Annotated in this window: 24 protein-coding genes and 2 pseudogenes; 16 read left to right on the top strand and 10 right to left on the bottom strand. The window is 63.3% G+C overall.

Going from position 1 to position 22,564, the window contains the following annotated elements:
* Window positions 1–181 precede the first annotated feature (181 nt).
* On the top strand, window positions 182–436 hold the full coding sequence (locus NKI97_RS33690) for a DUF2171 domain-containing protein (protein WP_023674734.1): 255 nt from the start codon (window positions 182–184) through the stop codon (window positions 434–436).
* Between the two features lie 46 nt (window positions 437–482).
* Here the strand turns inward: NKI97_RS33690 and NKI97_RS33695 are convergent, their stop codons facing one another.
* Together NKI97_RS33695 and NKI97_RS33700 are read right to left on the bottom strand one after the other, a co-directional pair.
* A complete protein-coding gene (locus tag NKI97_RS33695; RefSeq protein ID WP_352745778.1) occupies window positions 483–1,502 on the bottom strand; it encodes a P1 family peptidase in 1,020 nt (339 codons plus the stop codon).
* A gap of 14 nt (window positions 1,503–1,516) precedes the next feature.
* Complete coding sequence (locus NKI97_RS33700; RefSeq protein WP_352449410.1) at window positions 1,517–2,590, bottom strand: branched-chain amino acid ABC transporter substrate-binding protein; 1,074 nt, start codon at window positions 2,588–2,590, stop codon at window positions 1,517–1,519.
* A gap of 179 nt (window positions 2,591–2,769) precedes the next feature.
* On the opposite strand from NKI97_RS33700, the gene NKI97_RS33705 reads away from it, so the two are divergent.
* The 6 genes and pseudogenes from NKI97_RS33705 to NKI97_RS33725 all read left to right on the top strand — a co-directional run bounded on the left by NKI97_RS33705 (window position 2,770) and on the right by NKI97_RS33725 (window position 7,096).
* A complete protein-coding gene (locus NKI97_RS33705) occupies window positions 2,770–3,264 on the top strand; it encodes a flavin reductase (protein WP_352449411.1) in 495 nt (164 codons plus the stop codon).
* Window positions 3,265–3,297: 33 nt separating this feature from the next.
* Window positions 3,298–3,426 (top strand): annotated as a pseudogene (locus tag NKI97_RS35640) (AAA family ATPase); the annotation flags it as partial.
* 63 nt (window positions 3,427–3,489) lie between these two features.
* Window positions 3,490–3,828, top strand: a complete 339-nt coding sequence (locus NKI97_RS33710; RefSeq protein WP_023674738.1) for an XdhC family protein — start codon at window positions 3,490–3,492, stop codon at window positions 3,826–3,828.
* A 6-nt stretch (window positions 3,829–3,834) separates the two neighbouring features.
* Entirely contained in the window at window positions 3,835–4,539 is a 705-nt protein-coding gene (locus NKI97_RS33715) for an XdhC family protein (RefSeq protein WP_352449412.1), read from the top strand.
* Window positions 4,536–6,146: an NTP transferase domain-containing protein gene (locus NKI97_RS33720; protein ID WP_352750206.1), complete on the top strand. Its 1,611-nt coding sequence runs from the start codon at window positions 4,536–4,538 to the stop codon at window positions 6,144–6,146. Before NKI97_RS33715 ends, NKI97_RS33720 begins: the two co-directional genes overlap by 4 nt.
* Before the next feature lie 92 nt (window positions 6,147–6,238).
* On the top strand, window positions 6,239–7,096 hold the full coding sequence (locus tag NKI97_RS33725) for an alpha/beta hydrolase (RefSeq protein ID WP_352449414.1): 858 nt from the start codon (window positions 6,239–6,241) through the stop codon (window positions 7,094–7,096).
* On the opposite strand, the gene NKI97_RS33730 is transcribed toward NKI97_RS33725, so the two are convergent.
* A complete protein-coding gene (locus NKI97_RS33730) occupies window positions 7,093–8,142 on the bottom strand; it encodes a DUF1176 domain-containing protein (RefSeq protein ID WP_352838452.1) in 1,050 nt (349 codons plus the stop codon). The two genes, NKI97_RS33725 and NKI97_RS33730, sit on opposite strands and share 4 nt — an antisense overlap.
* A 123-nt stretch (window positions 8,143–8,265) precedes the next feature.
* On the opposite strand from NKI97_RS33730, the gene NKI97_RS33735 reads away from it, so the two are divergent.
* Window positions 8,266–8,772, top strand: coding sequence for a DUF1993 domain-containing protein (locus NKI97_RS33735; RefSeq protein WP_352821321.1), 507 nt, complete (start codon window positions 8,266–8,268; stop codon window positions 8,770–8,772).
* 52 nt (window positions 8,773–8,824) lie between these two features.
* On the opposite strand, the gene NKI97_RS33740 is transcribed toward NKI97_RS33735, so the two are convergent.
* Window positions 8,825–8,989 (bottom strand): hypothetical protein, encoded by a 165-nt coding sequence (locus tag NKI97_RS33740; protein ID WP_352576036.1) that lies wholly within the window; start codon window positions 8,987–8,989, stop codon window positions 8,825–8,827.
* A 385-nt stretch (window positions 8,990–9,374) separates the two neighbouring features.
* Here NKI97_RS33740 and NKI97_RS33745 point away from each other — a divergent pair, with 385 nt between their 5' ends.
* Both NKI97_RS33745 and NKI97_RS33750 read left to right on the top strand, forming a co-directional pair.
* Window positions 9,375–10,442, top strand: coding sequence for an aldo/keto reductase (locus NKI97_RS33745; protein ID WP_352838453.1), 1,068 nt, complete (start codon window positions 9,375–9,377; stop codon window positions 10,440–10,442).
* A gap of 48 nt (window positions 10,443–10,490) precedes the next feature.
* The gene (locus tag NKI97_RS33750; protein WP_352838454.1) at window positions 10,491–11,756 is read left to right on the top strand and encodes a cysteine desulfurase-like protein; all 1,266 of its coding nucleotides are present in this window, start codon (window positions 10,491–10,493) and stop codon (window positions 11,754–11,756) included.
* 18 nt (window positions 11,757–11,774) lie between these two features.
* Here the strand turns inward: NKI97_RS33750 and NKI97_RS33755 are convergent, their stop codons facing one another.
* The 5 genes from NKI97_RS33755 to NKI97_RS33775 are packed head-to-tail and all read right to left on the bottom strand — an operon-like array spanning window position 11,775 to window position 17,271.
* A complete protein-coding gene (locus tag NKI97_RS33755) occupies window positions 11,775–12,806 on the bottom strand; it encodes a histone deacetylase family protein (RefSeq protein WP_352838455.1) in 1,032 nt (343 codons plus the stop codon).
* Window positions 12,803–13,315, bottom strand: coding sequence for a GNAT family N-acetyltransferase (locus NKI97_RS33760; RefSeq protein ID WP_352745653.1), 513 nt, complete (start codon window positions 13,313–13,315; stop codon window positions 12,803–12,805). Before NKI97_RS33760 ends, NKI97_RS33755 begins: the two co-directional genes overlap by 4 nt.
* A 9-nt stretch (window positions 13,316–13,324) precedes the next feature.
* The gene (kce, locus tag NKI97_RS33765) at window positions 13,325–14,254 is read right to left on the bottom strand and encodes a 3,5-dioxohexanoate:acetyl-CoA acetone transferase (protein WP_352821331.1); all 930 of its coding nucleotides are present in this window, start codon (window positions 14,252–14,254) and stop codon (window positions 13,325–13,327) included.
* 7 nt (window positions 14,255–14,261) lie between these two features.
* Window positions 14,262–15,629, bottom strand: coding sequence for an aminotransferase family protein (locus tag NKI97_RS33770; RefSeq protein ID WP_352838456.1), 1,368 nt, complete (start codon window positions 15,627–15,629; stop codon window positions 14,262–14,264).
* Window position 15,630: 1 nt separating this feature from the next.
* On the bottom strand, window positions 15,631–17,271 hold the full coding sequence (locus NKI97_RS33775; RefSeq protein WP_352838457.1) for a N,N-dimethylformamidase beta subunit family domain-containing protein: 1,641 nt from the start codon (window positions 17,269–17,271) through the stop codon (window positions 15,631–15,633).
* 156 nt (window positions 17,272–17,427) lie between these two features.
* On the opposite strand from NKI97_RS33775, the gene NKI97_RS33780 reads away from it, so the two are divergent.
* The 5 genes and pseudogenes from NKI97_RS33780 (at window position 17,428) to NKI97_RS33800 (ending at window position 20,189) form a co-directional block, all read left to right on the top strand.
* Window positions 17,428–17,676 (top strand): ParB N-terminal domain-containing protein, encoded by a 249-nt coding sequence (locus NKI97_RS33780; protein ID WP_023674751.1) that lies wholly within the window; start codon window positions 17,428–17,430, stop codon window positions 17,674–17,676.
* A 121-nt stretch (window positions 17,677–17,797) separates the two neighbouring features.
* Window positions 17,798–18,282 (top strand): annotated as a pseudogene (locus NKI97_RS33785) (SRPBCC family protein).
* Window positions 18,283–18,306: 24 nt separating this feature from the next.
* A complete protein-coding gene (locus NKI97_RS33790) occupies window positions 18,307–19,263 on the top strand; it encodes an alpha/beta fold hydrolase (RefSeq protein WP_352750215.1) in 957 nt (318 codons plus the stop codon).
* Window positions 19,264–19,459: 196 nt separating this feature from the next.
* Complete coding sequence (locus tag NKI97_RS33795; RefSeq protein ID WP_023674754.1) at window positions 19,460–19,858, top strand: GFA family protein; 399 nt, start codon at window positions 19,460–19,462, stop codon at window positions 19,856–19,858.
* A 118-nt stretch (window positions 19,859–19,976) separates the two neighbouring features.
* Complete coding sequence (locus NKI97_RS33800; RefSeq protein ID WP_352838458.1) at window positions 19,977–20,189, top strand: hypothetical protein; 213 nt, start codon at window positions 19,977–19,979, stop codon at window positions 20,187–20,189.
* A 13-nt stretch (window positions 20,190–20,202) separates the two neighbouring features.
* On the opposite strand, the gene NKI97_RS33805 is transcribed toward NKI97_RS33800, so the two are convergent.
* Entirely contained in the window at window positions 20,203–21,117 is a 915-nt protein-coding gene (locus tag NKI97_RS33805; protein ID WP_352838459.1) for a hypothetical protein, read from the bottom strand.
* A 259-nt stretch (window positions 21,118–21,376) separates the two neighbouring features.
* On the opposite strand from NKI97_RS33805, the gene NKI97_RS33810 reads away from it, so the two are divergent.
* A complete protein-coding gene (locus tag NKI97_RS33810; RefSeq protein ID WP_352838460.1) occupies window positions 21,377–22,396 on the top strand; it encodes a GH25 family lysozyme in 1,020 nt (339 codons plus the stop codon).
* Window positions 22,397–22,564: the final 168 nt, after the last annotated feature.

Raw genomic sequence — 22,564 nt, forward strand, 5'->3', positions numbered from 1 at the left:
CCTGCCCGCGGGGGGGGTCGGTTTTTTCTAATCCTCACTGTTTTTATTGCCGCCCCCTCCCCCCCTGCTGCCCTCCCAAAATAACGCTTCCTTTTGCGTCCGCCACGATGCATTGATTCAAAACGTTTAGAGTGTCCTTTGCGCGTTCAAAAGGACGCGCGGCGCTCTAAGGGAGACCCCCATGACAGATGCAGCCAAGATTCGCGAACGTATGGAAGTGATCGGCGCCGACGGCGTCCATGTCGGTACCGTCGACAAGGTTGACGGAGATCGCATAAAGCTGACCAAGCGCGACAGCGGCGAGGGCGCTCACAGGGGCCATCACCACTTCATTCCTCTCAGCCTTGTCGCCGAGGTCGAGGGCCAGAAGGTGCGGCTGTCGGCAAACTCGGATGTTGCGGTCACCTTCGAGGAAGAAAAATCCGAACCCACCTGATCATAATCCAGTCTGATTACGGCTCACCCGAATGAGCGTTGCGCGTTCAGCGCGACGACCAGACCGGGAACAGATCGCCCTCGGCCGGCGTCGCGGCAAAGACGCCGCGGCTGATGGCGCGTGCCATCGTGGCGCCGGCCGCGGCGTAGAGATCGACGGCATCGTTGGGTGCGAGCTCGATGCCGCTCTTGCCCGTTGCCAGCGCGAAGACCAGATCGCCGTCTGCGGGCGTGTGTGTCGGCCAAATGGCACGGACAAAGCCGTCATGCGCCGATATCGCCAGACGTTTGGCGGCGGCCTTCGTGAGTACCGCATCGGTGGCGATCACGGCGATGGTCGTGTTGGCGCCGGTTTCCGCCTGTTCTGTCGCATGCTTGTCACGGAACTTCAGCAGGACCATTCTGGCATCGTCAGGCATCGGGTGGGGATAGCCTAACCCGCCGAACTCGTCGCCGATCTCGAACGGCGCCGCCCAGAAATGGCGGGTCCCGGCGACCGTCACCGAGCCGGTCGGGTTGACGGCGGCGAGCGCGCCGATGGTGACGCCGCTGTCCAGCACCGTCGAGGCCGAGCCGAGCCCGCCCTTCAGGCCGGAGCTCAGCGCGCCGGCACCGGCGCCGGCGGTGCCGAGCGCAAAGTCGATCGCGGCGGCTTGCGCGGCTTCGTAGCCGAGGTCGCGGTAAGGCGGATACCGGCCCCAATCCTTGTCGCCGCCATTGCGCAGGTCGAACAGGATCGCCGCCGGCACGATCGGCACGCGAAAGCCGCCGACCTCGACGCCGATGCCTCTTTCGCGCAACGCCGCCTGCACCCCCGACGCGGCGTCGAGGCCAAAAGCCGAGCCGCCCGAAAGCACCACGGCATGGATGGCGTGGATCGAATTGTGCGGCTCGAGCAGGTCGGTTTCGCGGGTGCCCGGCGCACCGCCCAGGATCTGCACGCCGGCCACGGCTGGTTCGTCGCAGATGACGGTGGTCACACCGGATTTCAACGTCGCATTCGCTGCACTGCCGACACGCACGCCGGCGACGTCGGTGATGAGATTGCGCGGACCGGTACGGAACATCCCCGTGCTGGACATCATTGGCTCTCCGCCGACAAGAAACGGCCGCCGTCGAAACGGAAGGCGCGATAAGGATTTTGCGTCAGGTCGCCTTTTTCGTCAAAGCGGATCGGTCCGATCGCCGTGGTGAAGTCATGTGCGGTCAGTGCATTGGCCAGCCTCTCGCCGGAGCTTTGCGTCAATGCCGACGCCGCCTTGGCGATCTCGACCGCGGCATAGGCGGGAAGCGTGTAACCTTCCGGCACGATGTTTTGTCCGGCAAAGCTCTGCAGCACCTTGGGGTCGGCGACATCGGCCCATTCGGGCGGCGCGATCATCAGCGTACCGACGGCATAAGGCACGTCGCCGAGCGGCGCGCGCAACGCTTCGCCGCCGGCAAACACCATGCCGGTATTTAGCTGGCCAGCATCCCGGCCCATAACGGCGACATCATCGCCGTCGCCGCCGGCAAAGACATGCGTTGCGCCGGCTTTCTTCAGCCGGCCGATCAGGCCGATCTGGTTGTCGAGCTGCGGCCGGAACGTGTCGACGAACACCGGCTTTAGAGCTGCTTGCTCGGCGGCTGCCCGAAATGTCTCGGCCATTTCGCGGCCATAGATCGTACCGTCGTCGACGATGGCGAACAGCTCGGTCTGCCATAGGTGGGTGAGGATGGCAGCAACGGCATTGCGCTCGTCGTCGCCGCGCGGCCCGAGACGATAGATCGGCCATCCGGTCTTGGCGCGCCGGTCGGTCAGGCTTTCCGTGCGAACGCCGACGGTGATCACCGGTATGCCGGCATCCTTGAGGATCGGCAGAGCCGCCTCGATTGCGTCGGTGCACAAAAACCCGATGACGACGTTGACCTTGGCCGCGGTGAACTCCCGCGCGGCGGCGGCGCCACCGTCGGCCGTGCAGGCGTCATCGATCGTCTTGATTTCGGCATCGTTCGCTTCAGCCGCCATTGTCGCGCCGGCCTCGATCTGTTTGCCGAGGATCGCCGACGGCCCCGACAAAGGTGCCGCGACGCCGACCAGCAGCGTCTCGGCATTTGCACTGCAGGCGACCGAGAGCCAGGCCAGCACCGCTATCGTGGTTGTCCAAGGTCGCATGCGAGCGAAGAATTCCTCCACGCCGGTCGCGTGGTTGCCGGCGCCAATGCCGTCAAGACCTAAAGGCTGGCCAGCTTTGGCGCAACACGCGAATTCGGGATATAGGTCAAGCACTTCGCTTGTGGCCTGCAATATCCCCCCATATATAACGGTTGGTTCTGACTAGTGGAAAATCATCTGTGCTGAAGAAGAATGACATCGGGCCGCAGGCCTACCGCGACGCGATGGCCCATTTTGCTGGCCATGTGCATGTAGTCACCACCGATGGCCCTGCCGGCAGGCGCGGCGCGACGGTGATCGCGGCCTGCTCGGTGTCGGACACGCCGCCAACCATCCTGGTTTGCCTCAATCGTGAAAATCCCAAGAACGAGCCGTTCGTGGAAAACGGCAAATTTGCCCTGAACACGCTGGCTTCGGATCAGGAGCCGCTGTCGATCGGCTTTTCCGGCATTACCGGCCTGCCGGTCGAGGAGCGTTTCGCGTTGGCCGAATGGGATGTGATCTCGACCGGTGCGCCGACGCTGAAGGGCGCGCTCGCCGTCTTCGACTGCGAACTGATCGACTCCAAGGATCTGGCCACCCACCGTGTGCTTTTTGGCCAAGTTACAGGTTTGCGCATCGGCGATAATTTGCGGCCGCTGATCTATCACAACCGCGGCTACCACGCTTTGTAGAGGCTTTCAGATGGCCGCGCCCGCGAAAACAGAATGACCGAGTTGAAAACCGCGTCCGACGCCGCGGACGGTCGACGAGACGCTCGATCTGTTAACCCGTGCGGATTATGTGCGGACCGGTCGCTGGCAACCGTGCTGTTTTTATGCGTTCGGTCGACGCGCGCCCGTGGATCGAGGCTGGCGTGAAGCGCGTCGCATAACCACATGTCTGCCAGGGAGAAAATCATGGAACGCAGTATCTATCTCGATGAGGCCCGCGACCCGCTGATCATCGCGGAGGGCTGGATGAAGGACGGCAAGGATGTCGCCATTGCCACTGTGGTCGAGACCTGGGGCTCGGCGCCGCGCCCGGTCGGCAGCCACCTGGTCATCGATGCGGAAGGCAATTTCCACGGCTCAGTCTCTGGCGGCTGCGTCGAAGGCGCGGTGGTCACCGAGGCGGTCGATGTTATCGATAGCGGCACGGCCAAAATGCTCGAATTCGGCGTCGCAGACGAGACCGCCTGGCAAGTCGGCCTGTCATGCGGCGGCCGCATCAAGGTCTATGTAGAAAGATTGGGTTGATCTCGAATGGATCCCTATGCGCTGAAGACACTCAACGCCGAACGCCGCGCCCGCCGCGCGGCAATCCTGGTCACCGATCTCGACGACGGCCGCGACCGTGTCGTGCGCGAGGGCGACCGGGTAGCCGGCGAACTCGGGGCGGCCATCGCCAAGGCATTTCGCACGGGCAATTCCGGTTCGGTCGAAGCTGAGGGACGGACCTTCTTCCTCAACGCACATCTGCCGCAGCCGCGGCTGGTGGTGATCGGCGCCGTCCACATCAGCCAGGCGCTGGCACCGATGGCCAGGATCGCCGGCTATCCTGTCGAGATCATCGATCCGCGCACGGCCTTTGCCACGCCCGATCGTTTTCCCGATATCGCGCTGCATGCCGAATGGCCAGAGGATGTGCTGACGCGTCAGCCGCTCGATAGCTATACGGCGCTGGCTGCTCTCACCCACGATCCGAAGATCGACGATTCCGCGCTGAAGGCGGCGCTCGACGCCGGCTGCTTTTATGTCGGCGCGCTCGGCAGCCGCAAGACCCACGCCAAACGTGTGGAACGCCTGCTGGCTTCGGGAGCGACCGCCGACCAGATCGCCCGCATTCATGCCCCGATCGGCCTCGACATCGGCGCCGCCAGCCCCGCCGAGATCGCCGTCGCGGTGTTGGCGCAAGCGATCCACGCCTTTCGCTCCCGCGGCCTCGAATCCAAAGGCGCGGTCGCGTGAAATTTGGTCCCGTTGCGATCGATGCGGCCGAAGGGGCAGTGCTGGCGCACGCCACCACAGCCGGAGAGCGCCGCTTCCGCAAGGCGCACAGGCTAAGCGCCGGGGATGTGTCCCTGTTGAAGGCCGCTGGCATTTCCGAGGTCGTAGCGGCGGTGTTGGCGCCCGATGATCTCAGCGAGGACGTCGCTGCCGAAAAGATCGCCGCATCCATGATCCATCGCAACATCGAGGCGAAGCCCGCCGCGACCGGCAGGGTCAACCTCCACGCGCAGGCTGCCGGCATGTTCACCGTCGACGCGGCGATGATCAACGCCATCAACGCCGTCGATCCGACGATCACCATCGCCACGCTCGCGCAGCATGCGCCGGTCGAAAAAGGCCAGATGGTAGCAACGGTGAAGATCATCCCATTTGCGGTCGCCTCCGCTTTGGTCGATGCCGTGGCAAGGATCTGCGCCGGCGGCGAGATATTTGCGGTCAACGCCTATCAGCCGGTGCGCGTCGGCGTCATCCAGACGGTGCTGCCCGGCATCAAACCCAGCGTGCTCGACAAGACGCTGCGCGTCACCGAAGCGCGCCTGGCGCGTTCGGGCGGCAGGCTGACGGCGGAGCGTCGAACCCCGCATGAAATTATCCCCGTCGCCGACGCTGCGGCCTCGCTGATCCGCGACAACGATATGGTGGTTATCTTCGGCGCCTCGGCGATGGCCGATTTCGGCGACGTCGTTCCCGCTGCGATCGAAAAGGCAGGCGGCATTGTCATCCGCGCCGGCATGCCGGTCGATCCCGGCAATCTACTGGTGCTAGGCACTCTAGGCGGCAAGCGCATCATCGGTGCGCCGGGCTGCGCCCGCAGTCCCAAGGAGAACGGCTTCGATTGGGTGCTTGACCGGCTGATCGCCGGTGTCGACGTGACCGCCAGGGATATTGCCGGCATGGGCGTCGGCGGGCTGTTGATGGAAATTCCGACGCGGCCGCAGCCGCGCGAGCCATTGCCGGCCAAAGCCGAACCAAAGGTCGAGATCGTGCTTCTGGCCGCCGGCCGCTCCAGCCGCATGGGCGGGCCGAACAAGCTCTTGGCGCTCTTCGACGGCAAGCCGCTGGTCCGTCGCACCGCCGAACGCGCGGTCGGTTCGAAAGCCGCGGCCACCATCGTCGTCACTGGCCACCAGCGCGAGCGCGTGCGCGATGCACTGTCTGGCCTCGATGTGATCTTCGCCGACAATCCGGATTTCGGCGAGGGTCTGTCTTCGTCGCTGAAGGCCGGCATCGCCAAGATTTCCGGCGACGCCGCCGGCGCCATGATTGTCCTCGGCGATATGCCCGGCGTCGCGTCGGCCGACCTCGACAGGCTGATCGAGGCGTTCTGCAGGTCCGAAGGCCGATCGGTGGTGCGGGCCTCGCACGATGGGCGGCGCGGAAATCCCGTGCTGCTGCCGCGTTCGCTGTTTGCCGCGATCGCTCACCTCGAAGGCGATACCGGGGCCCGCCATCTGGTCGAGGCCGAAGGGTTCGACGTCATCGACGTCGAGATCGGCGAAGGGGCAGCCGTCGATGTCGACACGCGCGAGGCGCTGGAAAGCGCTGGCGGCGTGCTGCAGGATTGACAAACCGAAGCCGAAAAACGCATGGCTGAGGGATGGCCTTTCGTTCCTGCTTCCGGTTCCGCTTGCCCCCCTCTGGCCTCCCGGCCCTGCTGATGGCGATTCTTTTGCAGCTCTTTTGTGTCGCCTACGCCAACGCTCTCGAACTCAAACCCTTCAAGGACGATCTGTTCGCCTATCCGGTCACACTCTCGTCCGAGAGCAACGGCGCCTATACGGTCGTCGATTATCGTGAGCTGCGCGACATCAACGCTCGTGACGAAGTGCCTGAGCGTCGTGTGCACGCGCAATACACCGACACCGGCGTGCGTAAGGTGCAGCAGGATCTATTGCTGCCGACCGATGCAGGCGATGTCCGCCACATTGCCGTCGGCAAGACCGGGGGCGCCAGCATCATCGTGCTTTATCTGCACGGGCAGGGCGGCAGCCGTAAGCAGGGTGCTGACGATTTCACTTTCGGTGGCAATTTCAACCGTATCAAGAACCTGATGGCCGGTAATGGCGGCCTCTATCTGTCGCCGGATTTTTCCGATTTCGGCGACACCGGTGCCGCCCAGATCGCCGCATTGATCGGCCACTATGCCGAACAGTCGCCGCGCGCAAAAATCTTCGTCGCCTGCGGCTCTATGGGCGGCGCGTTGTGCTGGAAGCTGGCCGCCCGCAAGGACACCGGCGGGCGCATCGACGGGCTGCTGCTGCTCGGCTCGCTGTGGGACGAGAGTTTCTTCTCAAGCTCCGCATTCAAGCGCCGTGTGCCGGTCTTCTTCGGCCAGGGCAGCAAGGACCCGGTGTTTCCAATCGAGAAACAGGAAGCCTTCTTCCGATCGATTCTGGGCAAATCGAAAGCCTACCCGACCCGCTTTGTCCGCTTCGAGACCGGCACACATGGCACGCCGATCCGCATGACCGACTGGCGAGGCACACTCAACTGGATGTTATCGAACGTCCCTTAGGGCGCGGTGTTGTAGTCCAGCACGGTCTGCGGGTTGATCTCGCCGTCATAAGAGGCATCGACCTCATACTGCACCAGCGAGAAATTGCCGTGGCGAAACAGGTAGGTGCCGGCCGACGAGGCGTCGCCGACGCCGCGCCACTTGTTCAAGGATGAAATCGTTTTGGTGGCCTCGTCATATTCGGAGTTGACCAACTGGTCGTCAGTCTGGAAGCCGATGATGTTGATGCCCTCGACCTTGCCTTCGCTATTGTTGTTCTCATAGCGAATATCGAGTTCCGGTGACGCGAATTGCAATTGCCGGACGCCCGATACGTCGTCGTAGATGTAATAGACTGCGCTCTCATTGTAGGCGGCCATCGAGCAGAAAAAGCGAAACAGCCGTGTCTCGCGTTCGGGCTCGTTTTCGGCCGCCCCCGCATCCTTGTAGCGGAGCGAGTAGGCGTCCGGCTCTCCTCGCGGATCGCCGCCGGGCATGTCCTTGTCGCACTGGTCGCCATAAGTCGCGGCAAACGCCTTGTTGGCCTGCTCAAGCGCTGCGTCCTTCTTCGGCGGCGGCTGTCCTTCGCCGCAGCTTGCCGGCACGGCATCTTCGAAATCGGCCTTTGAGGGTTTCAGCGCACCCTTGTCGATGAAGATTGCGCGAAATGGCGGTTCCTGGATCGAGGCATTGATCTGGCGCAGCGTATAGCAACCGGCAAAGACATTTTCGCTGCCGTCCTTGGCCGTCGCCCGGATGGCGACGGGAACGCTGTAGTAGATGCTGCCGGCAGCACCGTCTTCGGATACGCCGCCGGTTTTGACTTCGACCGTGTCGGTGCCGTCATAGCCTTTGACGAAGGAGTTGAAATCTTTAGCCGGCTTGGTGTCGCCGAAATAGTCCCAGGCGCGCGCGAACTCGTGCCGGCTGATGGCGCTGTAGAGCGACCGGATGACCGCTTCGGCATCCGACCTGTCGTCTATGTAAGGCGCGTCGGCGGCGAGCACCGGTTGGCTGGTAGCGGCAAGGGAGAAAAAAGCGGTCGCTGCGAACAAGGCGCGTCTCATCGGGAACCTCCACTCGATGAAAAATCCTATCATATCGATTGCGGCGGCGTGGTGACGCTTGAACAATCGCCTGCGAAAGCGCTACCTCTCGCCGTGGGCAGTCGGGCCGCGTGGAGATTTCTTGTGACCATATCAATGTATGAAGCATCCGTGCCGGTATTTTCGGCGAGGCTGAAGGCACTAGCCAATGTGCTGAACATTGCCGAGCAAAATGCGGCTGACCGCAAGATCGACCCGCAGGTGTATCTCACGGCGAGGCTGGCGCCGGACATGTTCGCCCTGACCAGGCAGGTACAGATTGCCACCGATCACGCCAAGGGCGCGCCGTCGCGGCTTGCCGGGCGCGAGGTGCCAAAATACGAGGACAATGAGGCGAGCTTCCCCGAGCTGCAGGCGCGCATAACCAAGACGCTCGATCTACTCGCCACGTTCTCGGCGGCCGAATTCGATGGTTCAGATGACAGAATGGTCGAACTGAGGCTTGCGGGGCGCGAGGTGTCGATGCCGGGAATGCAGTATCTGCTGCATGCCGCCATGCCCAATTTCTATTTCCACCTGACCACCGCCTATGACATCCTGCGTCACAACGGCGTGCCATTGGGCAAGTCGATTTTCCTCGGATTGCGTTGAGATTCGCTCGGGAGATATCCCGGCCGCGCCGGGATATCTCGCGGTGCACTGTTTAGCGCAGCGACATTTCCCGGGCGATGCGCGGGAAATCGGACGGCTTGACGCCGATATCGGCGCGATCGGCATTGCTCATCGAATGGAGCAGCGCCAGTGCCGCGCGATAGCGCAGCTGTTCCCGCGGACGCGGACGGGCGAACATTTCAGTGAAGAATCCCATGATTCAAGCCCCTTTATTGAACCTCCACGGCCGTCAATATAGGCAGATCATGACAATTGTGCAGTGCAGCATCCGCATGGCAGCCATGCTGCCCCGATCTTTTTTGACATAATTCGGCTGTTCCGGCGAAACTTCTGTGGCGCTTCGACCGTAGAGTCAGTGCCGGCACTTGGCCGGTTTTTCCTCGCCATTCCTGGCGAAATTCCGGACTGCATTCACATGCAGTCCGGCTTTTTTGTTAGCCGCAGGGATAAACTCCGTCCGCCGGCGTCCTGGGAAAGTCGCCTGGCCTGCCGTCGGTGGGCTTGGAAGCGGGCGGCGCTTTCCTGTATGCTATTGCTTCCTCCTCGCGCAGCCGCGCAAAAATTCCCGCCGGAGAAACTCCATGCACAAACGCCGTCTCGGCCAGACCGATCTTTTCGTGTCGCAAATCTGCCTCGGATCGATGACCTGGGGCCAGCAGAACACCGAGGCGGACGGTCACGCCCAGATGGATCTGGCGTTTGCTCGCGGCGTCAATTTCATTGACACCGCCGAACTCTATCCGATCCCGCCCAAGGCGGAGACACAAGGCCGTACCGAGACATTCATCGGCAATTGGATGAAGAAAAAGCGCAATCGCGACCAGGTGATCATCGCCTCGAAGGTAGTTGGTCGTACCGCCAACACTTGGTTTCGCGGCGACCGCCCGTCTAGGCTGGTGCGCGCCGATATCTTCGACGCTATTGATAAGTCACTCGCCAGGCTCAACACCGATTACATCGACCTATATCAGATCCATTGGCCGGAACGCGACGTGCCGTGGGGCGCCAATCCGAACCGCATCGGCGCCGTACCGCGACGCTCCGATGCCGCTGGCGTGCCGGAAGGCGAGACCCCGATCGCCGAGACGCTTGCCGTATTTGATGAACTGGTGAAGGCCGGCAAGATCCGCCATTTCGGCCTGTCGAACGAGAATTCCTGGGGCGTCATGCGTTTCATCGCCGAAGCCGACAAGGGCCTCGGCCCGCGCGTCGCCTCGGTGCAGAACGCCTATAATTTCGTCAATCGCACCTTCGAGGTGAACCTTGCCGAAGTCTGCGAGCGCGAGCAGGTGTCGCTGCTTGCCTATTCGCCGCTGGCGCAGGGCTATTTGACCGGCAAATACGATCATGGCGCGCGGCCGCAGGGCTCGCGCTCGCAGTTGTTCAATCGCGGCCAGCGCTACGAGACGCCGAATGCTGCCGAGGTGCAGCTCGAATACAACCGGTTGGCGCGCACCTTCGGCATGGAGCCGGCGCTGTTTGCCAATGCCTATATCTCGAACCGGCCCTTGGTCACCTCGAACATCATCGGCGCCACCACCATTTCGCAACTCGAAATGGCGCTCTCTTCCGCCGACGTGGTCTGGACCGAGGACATGCAGAAAGCCGTTGACGCGATCCACCAGCGCGTCGGCAATCCGTGCCCTTGATGCGTCGGGACGTGGTTGTCCGATCGTCATAAGGAGAGGGGAACAGCCGTGGACTTCCGGATCGACGCGGTGCGCGCGAAATTTCCGGCTTTGTCGCTGACCGACAAGGGCCGCCGGCGCATCTATCTCGACAATCCTGCCGGCACGCAGGTGACGCAGGCGGTGGCGGACGCAGTATCGCGTTGCTTGCTGACCACCAATGCCAACCTCGGCGGCTTCTTCGAGACCACCGTTGCAGCACAAGACATCGTGGACGAGGCCCACCTGGCGATGGCGGATTTTCTCGGCGCTGCGAGCCCGCAGGAAATCATCATCGGTGCCAACATGACGACATTGACCTACCACATGTCGCGAACGCTCGGCCGCACGATGAAGCCCGGGGACGAGATCATCCTCACCCGCATGGACCATGAGGGCAACGTCTCACCCTGGCTGCAACTGGCTGAAGACCTTGGCCTTGTCGTGCGCTGGCTGCCTTTCGACCAGCAGAGCTGGCAGATCGAGGAGGCGGCGCTCGCCGCGCTGCTTTCCGAGAGGACGCGGCTCGTCGCGCTCAACTACGCCAGCAATCTCGCCGGGTCGATCAACCGGGTGAAGGCGTTGACCGGCATCGCCAGGCGGGCTGGTGCGTTGGTCTACGTCGATGCCGTCCAGTTCGCGCCGCATGGCCTGATCGACGTCCAAAACCTCGGCTGCGATTTCCTGATCTGCTCGGCTTACAAGTTCTTCGGCCCGCATATGGGAATTTTGTGGGGCAGGCTGGACGTTATCGATGCGCTTAAGCCGTATAAATGCCGTTGCTCGTCCAATGCCTTGCCGGAGCGCTTCGAGCTCGGCACGCCGCAAATTGAATTGATGGCCGGCCTGTCGGCGGCTGTCGATTATTTTGCCGAGTTGGGCGCGGCAGCCGGCGCGCAAGGATCGCGTCGGCTGAAAATCGCCAAGGCCTTCGAAGTTTCAATCGCTTACGAGAACCCGCTGGCGCAACAGCTGATCGACGGTCTGTCGGATATTGCCGGCCTGACCATCCACGGCATCACCGATCCGAAGCGGATCAATGAGCGTGTGCCGACGGTGTCGTTCACTGTCGAAGGCATCGTGCCGGAGACGATCGTGCGGCAGATGAATGCCGAAAACATCTTCCTGTGGTCCGGCCACAACTACGCCTGGGAGATCGTCCACCAGCTCGGCATTCCGGCCGAGCAGGGGGTGGTGCGCATCGGCATCGCTCATTACAACACTTCAGTCGAAATCGACGAGACGCTGGAGAGCGTGCACCGCGTTGTCGCCATGCTGAGGCAGGAACGATCCTGAGCGGCCCTCGCGGGCGGATCATCGCTTGTGGGCGCCGCCAAAACCGGTGAGGAAGGCGGTGAGATTGTCGCCGAGCTCGTCGCAGAGATAGCCGCCTTCCTGGACGATGACCGTTGGCAAGCCGAGCCCGGCGATCACCTCGCCAATGCGCGAAAAACCAGGCGTGCTCACCGACAGCCCGCCGAACGGATCGCCTTCGAAGGCATCTAGCCCCAGCGCCACCACAAGCGCATCGGGCGAGAAGGCGTTGATGCGCTGGAACGATGCCTCCAGCGCTTCGAGGAACGCTGCATCGCCGGATTTGCGCGGCAGCGGCAGGTTGAGATTGTAGCCGAGGCCGGCGCCTTCGCCGCGCTCGTCGCCATAGCCCCAGAAAAACGGGTAGAAGCGCACCGGGTCGGCATGCAGCGACACGGTGAGCACGTCCGGCCGGGCATAGAAGATGCCCTGCGTGCCATTGCCGTGGTGCAGGTCGACATCGAGGATCGCCACCCGCGCCGCCTGCCTGCGCAGAACCTGTGCAGCGACGGCCGAATTGTTGATGAAGCAGAAGCCGCCGGCGACATCGGCAAAGGCGTGATGGCCGGGCGGCCGGCACAGCGCATAGGCGGCCGGCGCTCCCGACATCACCGCCTCGGCGGTTTCAACCGCGCTCCAGGCGCTCCAAAGCGCGCTCTGCCACGTCTCGCCGGAGATCGGGCAGGCGGTGTCGGCCATGTGGTAGCCGGCCTGGCCGACCGCCGAGGCCGGATAGGAGCCGTTCCGCGCGATCGGATGGATATTGGGGATGACCTCGGCCGAGGCGCCCTCGATGCGCTGCCAGCGCGCGAAGATATGCTGGAGAAAATCGAGATATTCCGGCGTATGCACCGCCGCAATCGGGCCGAGCCCGTGATCCCGCGGCCGTTCGATCGTGCAGCCGGCAGCCTTGGTGCCGGCCAACAATCGCTCGACCCGTTCCGGCTTTTCCGGATTGGGCTGCGGCGCGCCGCTTGAGAGGAACGCCTTCGGGTCATGGCGCTTCTGTTCTTCGGCATAGAAGGCTTTCATGTTGGCTCCTCCGGTGCATCGGCGAAGGCGAAAAAGGCGTCGCCGACGATCTTCTGCACCTGCTCGTAGCTCGACCAGGCAATGCCCAACCGTTCGTAAAAAGCCTTGGCGGTCTCGTTGTCGGTATCGACGGACAGCCTGAGATAGACGCCGCCTGCCTTCCGGCATTGCGCCGCGACCCGGCGCAGCAGGCGCTCGCCGATCCTGCCGCCACGAAAACGATCCTCGACATAGAGGTCCTGCACATAGACGCCGGGCCGTCCCATCCATGTCGAGAAGATCGGAAAATACAAGCAAAGCCCGGCAAATTCGCCACCGACTTCGGCGATCAAGGTCGAGAAGGCAGGCTTTTCGCCAAAGCCATAGGTGCGGAGATCCTGAGCTGTCGAGGTGATCTCCTGATGTGCGCCGACATGCGCGCCGAGCCGCAGGAGCGCGGCGTGGATGGTTTCGACGTCCTCAACCCGGCCGGGGCGGATGACAATGTCTCTTGACGGTGGGTTGGTCACGGCCGCATCTCAGAACGCCACGCGGTCGCCGCCCTTGAGCGCCAGCATCTGCCGTGCCTCGGCCGGCGTTGCGACGTCCAGCGACAGCCCTTCGAGCACGCCGCGGATCCGGCGGACCTGGTCGGCACTGGACTTGGCGAGCTGGCGCCCGTCGTAGAGGCTGTCCTCCAGCCCGACGCGGACATTGCCGCCCATCGCCGCCGCAATCGAGATCATCGGCATCTGGTGGCGTCCGGCCGCCAGCACGGAAAACTGGTAGCTGTCGCCGAACAGTTTGTCGGCGATGCGCTTCATGTGGATCAGGTTTTCTGGATCGGCGCCGATACCACCCAATATGCCGAGCACGAATTGGATGAACAATGGTCCCGACACCAGCCCGCGGTCGCGGAAATGCGCAAGCGAATAGAGATGGCCGACATCGTAGCACTCGAATTCGAAACGCGTGCCACAGCCGCGCCCAAGCTTTTCCAGCACCGTCTCCATATCGGCAAAGGTGTTCTTGAAGATCGTGTCACGGGTAGCCTCGAGCAGCTTCGGCTCCCATTCGTGCTGCCATTCGCGCGGCCGGTCGAGCATCGGGAACAGCGCGAAATTCATCGAGCCCATATTGAGCGAGCACATTTCGGGCTCGGCCCTGAGCGGGGCGGCCAACCGCTGGTCGAGCGTCATCAGCGAGGAGCCACCAGTGGTGATGTTGATCACCGCATCGGTCGCCTGCTTGATGCGCGGCAGGAACTGCATGAACACCTCGGGGTCGGCGGTCGGCCGCCCGTCGCTGGGGTCGCGGGCGTGAAGATGCAGGATCGCGGCGCCGGCTTCGGCGGCGGCGATCGCGTCTGCGGCGATCTGGTCCGGCGTCACTGGCAGATGTGGCGACATCGATGGCGTGTGCACCGACCCGGTGACGGCACAGGTGATAATGACTTTGCGCGGTGCCATGGTCGCCTCAACCTTCGACCGGCAGGTCGAGCTCGCTGGCCAGCACCTCGAGCGAGTCGCCGATGATGGATATGATCTCGCCGATCTGCGCGGCGGTGACGATCATCGGCGGCGCGACCATGAAATTGTCGCCGTCGACACCGCCCTTGACCTTGCGTCCGTAGATGATCAGGCCGCGCTCGTAGGCGAGGTCGAGCAGCCGCTGGGTGGCCTTCTTTGCCGGCTCGATCGGCCTCAGAGTGTCGGGATCCGCAAGCATCTCGGCACCGGTGAGCAGGCCCTTGCCGCGGACGTCGGCGATGAACGGAAACCGCTTCGCCAATCCCTTCAGCTCGTCCATCAATAGCTCGCCCATGACAGCCGCGTTGGCGATCAGGCCGAGACGGTCCATCTCGCCGAGCACGGCGAGCCCGGCGGCGCAGGCGAGCGGATTGCCGGCATAGGTATGGCCGTGCTGGAAGCCGCCCGACGCGAGCAATGGCTGCACCAGCCGCATCGGTGCCGCCAGCGCGCCGAGCGGCGCGTAGCCAGAGCCCAGCCCCTTCGACAGCGCGACGATGTCGGGCTTGCAGTTCCAGTGGTCGCCGCCGAGGAATTTTCCGGTGCGGCCGGCACCGCTCATCGCTTCGTCATGGATGAGCAGGATGCCGTAGCGATCGCAGATCTCGCGGATGCGCGGATAGTAGCTGTCCGGCGCCACCAGTGCTGCCGTGGCAGCGCCGCCGACTGGCTCCATGATGAAGGCGAGCACGCTCTGCGGTCCCTCGGCGAGGATCTTTTCCTCCAGCATGTCGGCGTAGCGGATGCCGCGCTGTTCCATCGAAAGATTGTCGCGGTCGCGCCAGGCGATGGGCGCCGGCACGGTCGGCATCATCTGCATCATCGGCACAAATGTTTCGGACAGCGCATCGTCGCCGGTAACGGCGAGCGCGCCGAGCGTGCCGCCATGATAGGAGGGAAAGCGCGAGATCACCTTCCAACGGCTGGGCTGGCCGGTGGCGACCGCCCACTGCCGGGCCAGCTTGACGCAGGATTCCGTTGCTTCCGAGCCGCCGGAGACGAAAAAGATGCGGTCCAGGCCCTCGGGGAGTTTGGCCGCCAGCTGCCGTGCGAGCTCCTCTGCCGGTTCGTTCTCGAAATGCAGGCGGTAGGCGAAGGTGGCGCGGTCCATCTGCCGTTTCATCGCGTCGAGCACGTTGCGATTGGAGTGGCCGATATTGGCGACCATCGGGCCGCTCGATCCGTCGATGAAGCGGCGGCCATCCTGCGTCCACATGTAGATGCCTTCGGCGCGGTCGATCAGCGGCCGGCGCAGGCTGGATAGATAAAACAGATGCGAGGCTTCGCGAGTTTCCGGGGCAGGAGACTTCAACATCTCATGGTTTTCCAAGATAGCGGTCGAGGACATTTCTGGTGACGCGCTCGACCATCGCATCCTGTCTTAGCAGGCCGGCAACCCATTCGCAGCTTCCGGCGTGAAACACCTCGCCCTTGCCGCGCCGGAAATTAACGATCATGCCGTTGCCGCGTTTGACCTTGTCGAGATTGGCATCGCTTGCCTCGCCGAACAGCGTCTCGGCGGTGAAGCGTCCGTCCTCGTCGCCGAGGAACTGGTCCTCGAACGCAATGTCGGCGCTTTCCTCGGCCTGGCTCGCCATGCCGACCGCGAGCACCTGCAGGCCGTCCGGTGCGCCGCTTATGGCTGTGGGGTAGGGCAGGCCGCCGCGGATCTCGAAATCGAGCCCGTCGACCTCGTAGCCATAGACGTGGCTGTCGGCGCCGAGCAGATCGCCATAGTAGATGCCGGTGCCGGCGAAGGCCCAATGCTCCGGCCGGTAGACCGGAAAGCCGCGTACGCCGCGTGGCGCGCAGCCGCCCCAGCCGGCATAGACGCCTCTTGTCGCGTTGAGGCCGAAGGTCGCCGCACCCGGCCGGCCGATTTCCGGCGCTTCCCAGGAATTGGTGGCGCGCCTTATATCGCCGCCGCGATAGGCCGGGTCCTCGGCGCGAGCGCGGTATTTGTAGCAGACCTGCCGGCGGCCTTCGTCCTCCAGCCTGGTCTGCCACATGAAATTGCCGGCAAAGCGCGCCGCATGACCGCCGCTCTCGACATAGGTGTCGACCGCATCGCGCATTTCCCAGGTCCAATATTCGTCGTGGCCGACGAAGACGACGCAGTCATAGCCGTCGAGAATGTCGGGCGAAAAATGCAGATCGTGCTGGCTGGCGAGATCGACGGCGTAGCCGGCACGCTCGGCGAAGCGGAAGAAATGGCTGTCGTAGCTTGCCCAGCCGGCTGAGGCGTATTTCTTCGAATGGCCGGTAGCAAAGGCCCATTCCATATGCGGATAGCGCGGCACGGTTTTCGGCGGCACGGCGACTTCGAGCGGCACGCGCGGCGCGTCCCTGGGCAGCACGACGAAGCCGCGGCACCAAGGCCGCTGCGTCGACACCATTCGTGCATATTGGTCGAGGGCCGGCCCGGTGATGCCTTCGTAATGGTTGGAACCGCCCCATGTATTGTAGGCGAGCCAGGTGCCGGTGGCCGCGACCTGCAGCACGCGGCCGGGTTTCTTGCCGGGCTGCGGCGAGACGATGAAAAGGTGATGACAGCGGATCGGCTTGCCGTCGCGAGCGTCCGCTTCAAGCGTGACGCGATAGGCGCCGGACGGCCAGTCGTCGCCGATGCGAAACTCGAACGATGCTTGCCAGCCGCAGCCTTCGACCGAACATTGGTCCGGCGTATCTTGCCAGCGCGCCGCAATCCCGGTCCTTTCGAACATTGTCGTTTCCGCGCCGCCGTCGCGGATGATTGCGATGCCGAAACCGGCGGCCGTCGAACTGACATGCAGCGCCACCATCTCGCCGGGGCGATAGGAAAAACGGTCGCTGTAGCACCAGATTTCGCCGCGCCCGCCATCCATACCGGGCCATTCCCAGTAATGGCTGCGCACCGCCTGGCGTCGCTGCTCCGGCGTCAGTCCGAAATCGGGAAACTCGGTCGGCAGACGGTTCATGGACACCGCTAAGGTCGAAGGCCGCCATTTCGGCCATCCGCCGGCCAAGCGTCAATTGGAAACGATCGGGCCAGCCATTGCCGGGCTGCTCACTTGGCCTTGCCTGACAAACAGACTATCTCACAAAGGGCGGCCTTGTCCGCCACGGGAGCCGATATGCTGAGAGTGCAAAAGGTCAGGGTCAACGATATCTACGTGCCGACGGCGCGCAAGAAGACGCTGCATCCCGAGACCGTCCGCCATCTGGCCGAGGACATTCTGGAAAACGGCATGAAGATGCCGATCCAGGTGCGCCATGACGGCAAGCGCCATATCCTCGTCGAAGGGTTGCATCGGCTGGAAGCGGCCAAGTGGCTCGGCGAGACCGAGATCGACGCCTACCTGGTGCAAGCCAAGCGCCACTGAAGCCACTTATTTCCGTCGTTCGAATCGCCTGTCCCGCGGATTTTTTCGCGGACCGTGTCGGCTTGCGTCTTGTCGGTTCGTCCTAGACACGGAAGCCAAAACCGACGTGTGAGGAAACATCATGACCACCAAGCTCGACATCGCCCCCAACTCCGATCGCGAGCTGGTTCTCGCCCGCATCATCGATGCGCCGCACGAGAACGTCTATCGCTGCTGGACCGAGCCAAGGCTGTTGACGCAATGGTTCTCGCCGAAGCCGTGGATGACGCCGCGCGCCGAAATGGATGTGCGGACCGGTGGTTCCACCTTGTCGTCATGGCCGATCCCGACGGCAAGGAGTTCCCGAATCCAGGCATCTTCCTCGAAGTCGTACCGGGCAAAAAGCTTGTCTTCACCGATGCCTATACGAAGGCGTGGGAGCCGTCCGAAAAGCCGTTCATGACGGTCGTGCTGACCTTTGAGGACGAGGGCGAGGGTAAGACCCGCTACATTGCCCGCGTCGCGCATTGGTCGGTCGCCGACCGCGAACAGCACGAAAAAATGGGTTTTCACGACGGCTGGGGCCAGTGCGCCGAACAGCTTGAGGAGGTCGCCAAGCGACTTTGATGCAAACGGGAGAGGGAGACTGACGTGTCCAGATCGGTATTTTTCGCCATATTCGCCTCGGCCGCCGCGCTATTTGCCGCGCCGGGCACCATCAACGCAGAGGAGGCCAAGCCCGCCATGACGACCGCAACCGCAACACTGCCGAAGCCGGAAAAATCCGGCCTGCTGCCGATCAACGGCCTGAACTATTATTACGCCGTCTACGGCAAGGGCGAGCCGCTGCTTCTGCTGCATGGCGGTCTCGGCACGACCGACATGTTCGCGCCGATCCTGCCGAAGCTTACCGAGAACCGCACCGTCATCGGGGTCGACCTGCAGGGCCATGGCCGTACCGCGCTCGGCGACCGGCCGCTCAGCCTGGAGGCGATGGGCGACGACATGGCGGCGATCGTCAAGGCACTCGGCTACGACAAGGTCGACGTGATGGGTTATTCGCTGGGTGGCGGCGTCGCCTTCCGCATGGCCGTGCAGCATCCCGAAACGGTGCGCCGCCTGGTGCTGGTCTCGACCGGCTATGCCGCGGACGGCTTCTATGCCGAGATGCGTGGCCAGCAGGCACAGGTCGGCGCGGCGATGGCCGACATGATGAAGGACACGCCGATGTACAAGTCCTACGTCGCGGTTGCGCCGCATCCGGAGGATTTTCCGAAACTGCTCGACCAGCTCGGCGCCTATATGCGCAAGGACTACGACTATTCGGCCGACGTGCCGAAGCTGAAAATGCCGGTGATGCTGGTGTTCGGCGACAGCGATATGTACCGGCCCGAGCACGAGATCAAGTTCTATCAGATGCTCGGCGGCGGGTTGAAGGACGCCGGCTGGATGCGCGAGAACCTGTCGCAGAACCGCCTGGCGATCCTGCCGAACCGCACCCACTACGACGTGTTCTTCGCGCCGGAACTGACAGCTGCCGCGCTGCCGTTCCTCAATGGCCAGACCAAGGTCAAGACCTGGGACGAGGTCGTCAACGAAACGAACTGACGCCCAGTCAATTGTCTGCCGGCCGTCTTCCGCGAGATGGCCGGCATTTCGCCCATGGGGCCTTGGCCCGGCGCATCGGCCAATCGTGGATCGGCCGCATCACAGCTATAGATGGCGCCATCAAAGCTTTTCAATTGACGCTGCCACGCCTATCGATAGGTATGCCGCCTATCCTCACAGGGCAGGGACGCGGGTGATGGCAAGATATCAGGGCGGGTGTTTGTGCGGCGCGGTGCGCTACCGCGCCGAGGCGGCACCGATCAATGAGCGCGTCTGCCATTGCCGGTTGTGCCAGAAGGCGCTGGGTGCCGCCTTTAACGCGCGCGTGCTGTTCCGCATCGACGATGTGACAGTCGACGGACCGCTGGCGACGGTGAATTCCTCGCCCGATCTCAAGCGCGGCTTTTGTCCCCGCTGCGGCACGACGATGTTTTCCCGACGCGATTCCGCCGGCATCATCGGCATCACCACCGGCTCCCTCGATGATCCCTCGGTGTTCAGGCCTGAGATGCATATCTGGACCGCCTCGAAGCAGCCCTGGGTGCAGATCGATGACGGCCTGCCGCAATATGAAGGCGCGCCACCTCCGGCTTGAGGTGAAATCTGGACAAAATTTAATCCAAAGCGACACGAGATAGCCGGCAAAGCGTCATTGGCGGGCCATCATTGCTGCCTATCTATTGCGTGCGGGCGGCAGTCGAGGAGGCGACGGAATGAACGACAGCATCAACACCCTGGACGAGCTCTTGAGTGATCCGATGATCAAGCTGGTGATGGAGCGCGACCGCGTGCAGCCGGCACAACTTCGCACGCTGCTCGAGGAAAAAGTCCGCCGGGTAGACGATGATGCGCCGGTCAACGATCGCTTTGTACCGCCGGCCCACCTGACGGCCACGACCTGTCACAAGCTGTGGTTGTGCAGCTAGGGTCTTGAAGCGGTCAGCCGGAATTTGCCGGCAAATAGCTGTAATGGCTGCGGAAATAAGGGAGCCTGAAGCCGAGGCGTGCATAGTTGCGGTAGGCTGGCCCGTCACGTTCGGCTCGCGGCGCCTCGATATCGGCCACGAACAGTTTTGCACCGGCCGCAAGTCCGTCGCGCACCACCGCTTCGCCGAGCATTGCATCGAGGTCGAAGCTCGGCGCCATGATGCCGGGCACCGGCGCGTCGATGCCGCTCCAGGCCATGCCGTCGGCACCGATGAACATCGAGCGCACCGCCGCCACCGCGCCGTCCCGCCGCAGCAAGTAATGCTGCCAGCCGCGTCGGCCTGCCAGCGCCAGCAACCACGGTGAGGTCGGCAACCGATATTGGCTGTCGATGAACCCGGCCCATTCCCTTGCCGTTGCCGGCGTCACCCGCTCGACCGAGACGTTCTCAGTCGGGAAAAGCGGCTCCGCTGGCAATGGCGCGGCGTCGCGAAAGATGCGTTCCCAGCCGCTCTGACGCTGCAAGCCGCGCGCCTCGAGCCAGCAGCTGAGCGTCGCCGGCTCGGTATGTGGATTGGTGTAGAACCAGGGCCTCAGAATACCGGCCTCGCGATAATGCGCCAGAAGCGCGTCGAGCCGGCTCTCGGTGGCTGCGCTATCGACACCGAAATTCTTGACGCAGTTGAAATGGATGAACGGGATCGTCGTGCAGGTGGTCCAGACGAGATCGCCATCTTCGGCGATGGCAAGGCCTTGCCTTGCGGCAAAGTCTGCCGGGGCGGCGCGATAGAGGTCGAGCCAGGCATCGACCTCGGCGCGTTCGATGGTGCGGCTGAGATCGCCAGATATCTCGTCGATCCCGATGGCGGGCGAGTGTGGCTCGGGCGGGGCTACGGGCTGCAATTCTGACAAGGCGGCGGGCTGCATGACTTCCTCCCAAGTATGGCCTTACACCGTAAGATTAGTGGAGACTAATCTCATGCCGTGAGTTGTCAAGCGGGATTGCGAGGCAGCCACGTGGCCGAACGCTGGGGGATAGCGCACCTCCGTCCGGGCCAACGTCCCGATGCAAAGCCCTAACAATTCGATTCAAACTTTGTTGGTAGTTTCTTGTTAGGAATCCAGCTTGGTTTGTCCGGCGGCGTTGTCCTGCCTTCGGTCTGTTGTGTTTTGCGTACAGGTCCAGATGCGGTTATCAGGCGTCGTCATCTTTTCGATCGCAGCGCTGTGCCTTGCCGGCTGCACGTCGACCTCCGGCGTCGATGCGCTGCAAGTGCCGTCCAGCGAGACCACCAGCTCGGTTGTGCGCCCCCCCGCGCCGGTGGCATCTGCTGCGAAAACTGATGCTGCGCCCGCCTTCGCGGAACAGGAGCAGGACGAACAGCCGGTCGCTACATTGGAGCCCGACCAAAGCATCGATCCGCCGGCCGAGGTCATCGCGCTGATGTCACCGCCGAAGCGGCTGACACGCGCAGCACCGGCGATGCTTGCCGAGCCGGTCACGCGCTATGGTTTTCGCGATGCCAAGCCGATCAATTTCGGCAAGGCATCCTCGCCGAGGCGTCTCGCCGTCCACGGCGTCGACGTTTCGCGCTGGCAGGGCAATGTGAACTGGGGAAAGCTGCGTGCCCAGGGCGCCAACTTCGCCTATATCAAGGCCACCGACGGGGGCGACCATCTCGACCCGATGTTCACCAGAAACTGGCGCAGTGCCGACGCCGCCGGCCTCAAGCGCGGCGCCTATCACTTCTTCTATTGGTGCCGCACTGCCGGCGAGCAGGCCGATTGGTTCATCCGCAACGTGCCGCGGGTCGAGGGTGCGCTGCCGCCGGTGATCGACGTCGAGTGGAACGGCGACTCCAGCTGCAAGCGGCGCCCGTCGCGGCAAAAGGTGCTGGAAAAGATGCAGGTGTTCATGGACAGGCTGGAGCGCCATTACGGCCAGCGCCCGATCATCTACACCGCGCCCGACTTCTACCGTGACAATCTCAGGGGCGCCTTCCCCGATTATCCGTTCTGGCTGCGCGCCGTGGCCGCGCACCCGTCAAAGGTCTATCCCGATCGCAAATGGCTGTTCTGGCAGTACTCCGGCTCCGGCCTGTCGCACGGGGTGAGGGGCCGCATCGACCTCAACGTGTTCCATGGCGATGAACGCGCCTGGCGCGACTGGACTGGCGGACGGCAGATGGTGGCCGAGGCGGAATGAGGGCGGTCGCGCCTATTCCAGCTTTGGTGATTTAGCCGAAGCCTCTCCGCGGTCCTCATCCTAGGGCGGAGCAGGAGCGAAGTGACGTCGCGGAGACCCTAGGATCCATATGTGGACGGCGCCCTGCCTGCAACGGTTGTTTTGCGTCGTTTTCGATCGCTTGCGTCC

Origin of the sequence: Mesorhizobium sp. M0296, from assembly GCF_040321675.1 — a bacterium.
Lineage (GTDB): Bacteria > Pseudomonadota > Alphaproteobacteria > Rhizobiales > Rhizobiaceae > Mesorhizobium.

Excerpts from the sequence above, each read along its gene's own strand:
- NKI97_RS33690 (WP_023674734.1), top strand. The coding sequence starts at position 182 with ATGACAGATGCAGCCAAGATTCGCGAACGTATGGAAGTGATCGGCGCC.
- NKI97_RS33695 (WP_352745778.1), bottom strand. The coding sequence starts at position 1,502 with ATGTTCCGTACCGGTCCGCGCAATCTCATCACCGACGTCGCCGGCGTG.
- NKI97_RS33700 (WP_352449410.1), bottom strand. The coding sequence starts at position 2,590 with ATGCGACCTTGGACAACCACGATAGCGGTGCTGGCCTGGCTCTCGGTC.
- NKI97_RS33710 (WP_023674738.1), top strand. The coding sequence starts at position 3,490 with ATGGAACGCAGTATCTATCTCGATGAGGCCCGCGACCCGCTGATCATC.
- NKI97_RS33715 (WP_352449412.1), top strand. The coding sequence starts at position 3,835 with ATGGATCCCTATGCGCTGAAGACACTCAACGCCGAACGCCGCGCCCGC.
- NKI97_RS33725 (WP_352449414.1), top strand. The coding sequence starts at position 6,239 with ATGGCGATTCTTTTGCAGCTCTTTTGTGTCGCCTACGCCAACGCTCTC.
- NKI97_RS33730 (WP_352838452.1), bottom strand. The coding sequence starts at position 8,142 with ATGAGACGCGCCTTGTTCGCAGCGACCGCTTTTTTCTCCCTTGCCGCT.
- NKI97_RS33740 (WP_352576036.1), bottom strand. The coding sequence starts at position 8,989 with ATGGGATTCTTCACTGAAATGTTCGCCCGTCCGCGTCCGCGGGAACAG.
- NKI97_RS33745 (WP_352838453.1), top strand. The coding sequence starts at position 9,375 with ATGCACAAACGCCGTCTCGGCCAGACCGATCTTTTCGTGTCGCAAATC.
- NKI97_RS33755 (WP_352838455.1), bottom strand. The coding sequence starts at position 12,806 with ATGAAAGCCTTCTATGCCGAAGAACAGAAGCGCCATGACCCGAAGGCG.
- kce (WP_352821331.1), bottom strand. The coding sequence starts at position 14,254 with ATGGCACCGCGCAAAGTCATTATCACCTGTGCCGTCACCGGGTCGGTG.
- NKI97_RS33770 (WP_352838456.1), bottom strand. The coding sequence starts at position 15,629 with ATGTTGAAGTCTCCTGCCCCGGAAACTCGCGAAGCCTCGCATCTGTTT.
- NKI97_RS33775 (WP_352838457.1), bottom strand. The coding sequence starts at position 17,271 with ATGAACCGTCTGCCGACCGAGTTTCCCGATTTCGGACTGACGCCGGAG.
- NKI97_RS33780 (WP_023674751.1), top strand. The coding sequence starts at position 17,428 with ATGCTGAGAGTGCAAAAGGTCAGGGTCAACGATATCTACGTGCCGACG.
- NKI97_RS33795 (WP_023674754.1), top strand. The coding sequence starts at position 19,460 with ATGGCAAGATATCAGGGCGGGTGTTTGTGCGGCGCGGTGCGCTACCGC.
- NKI97_RS33800 (WP_352838458.1), top strand. The coding sequence starts at position 19,977 with ATGAACGACAGCATCAACACCCTGGACGAGCTCTTGAGTGATCCGATG.
- NKI97_RS33805 (WP_352838459.1), bottom strand. The coding sequence starts at position 21,117 with ATGCAGCCCGCCGCCTTGTCAGAATTGCAGCCCGTAGCCCCGCCCGAG.
- NKI97_RS33810 (WP_352838460.1), top strand. The coding sequence starts at position 21,377 with ATGCGGTTATCAGGCGTCGTCATCTTTTCGATCGCAGCGCTGTGCCTT.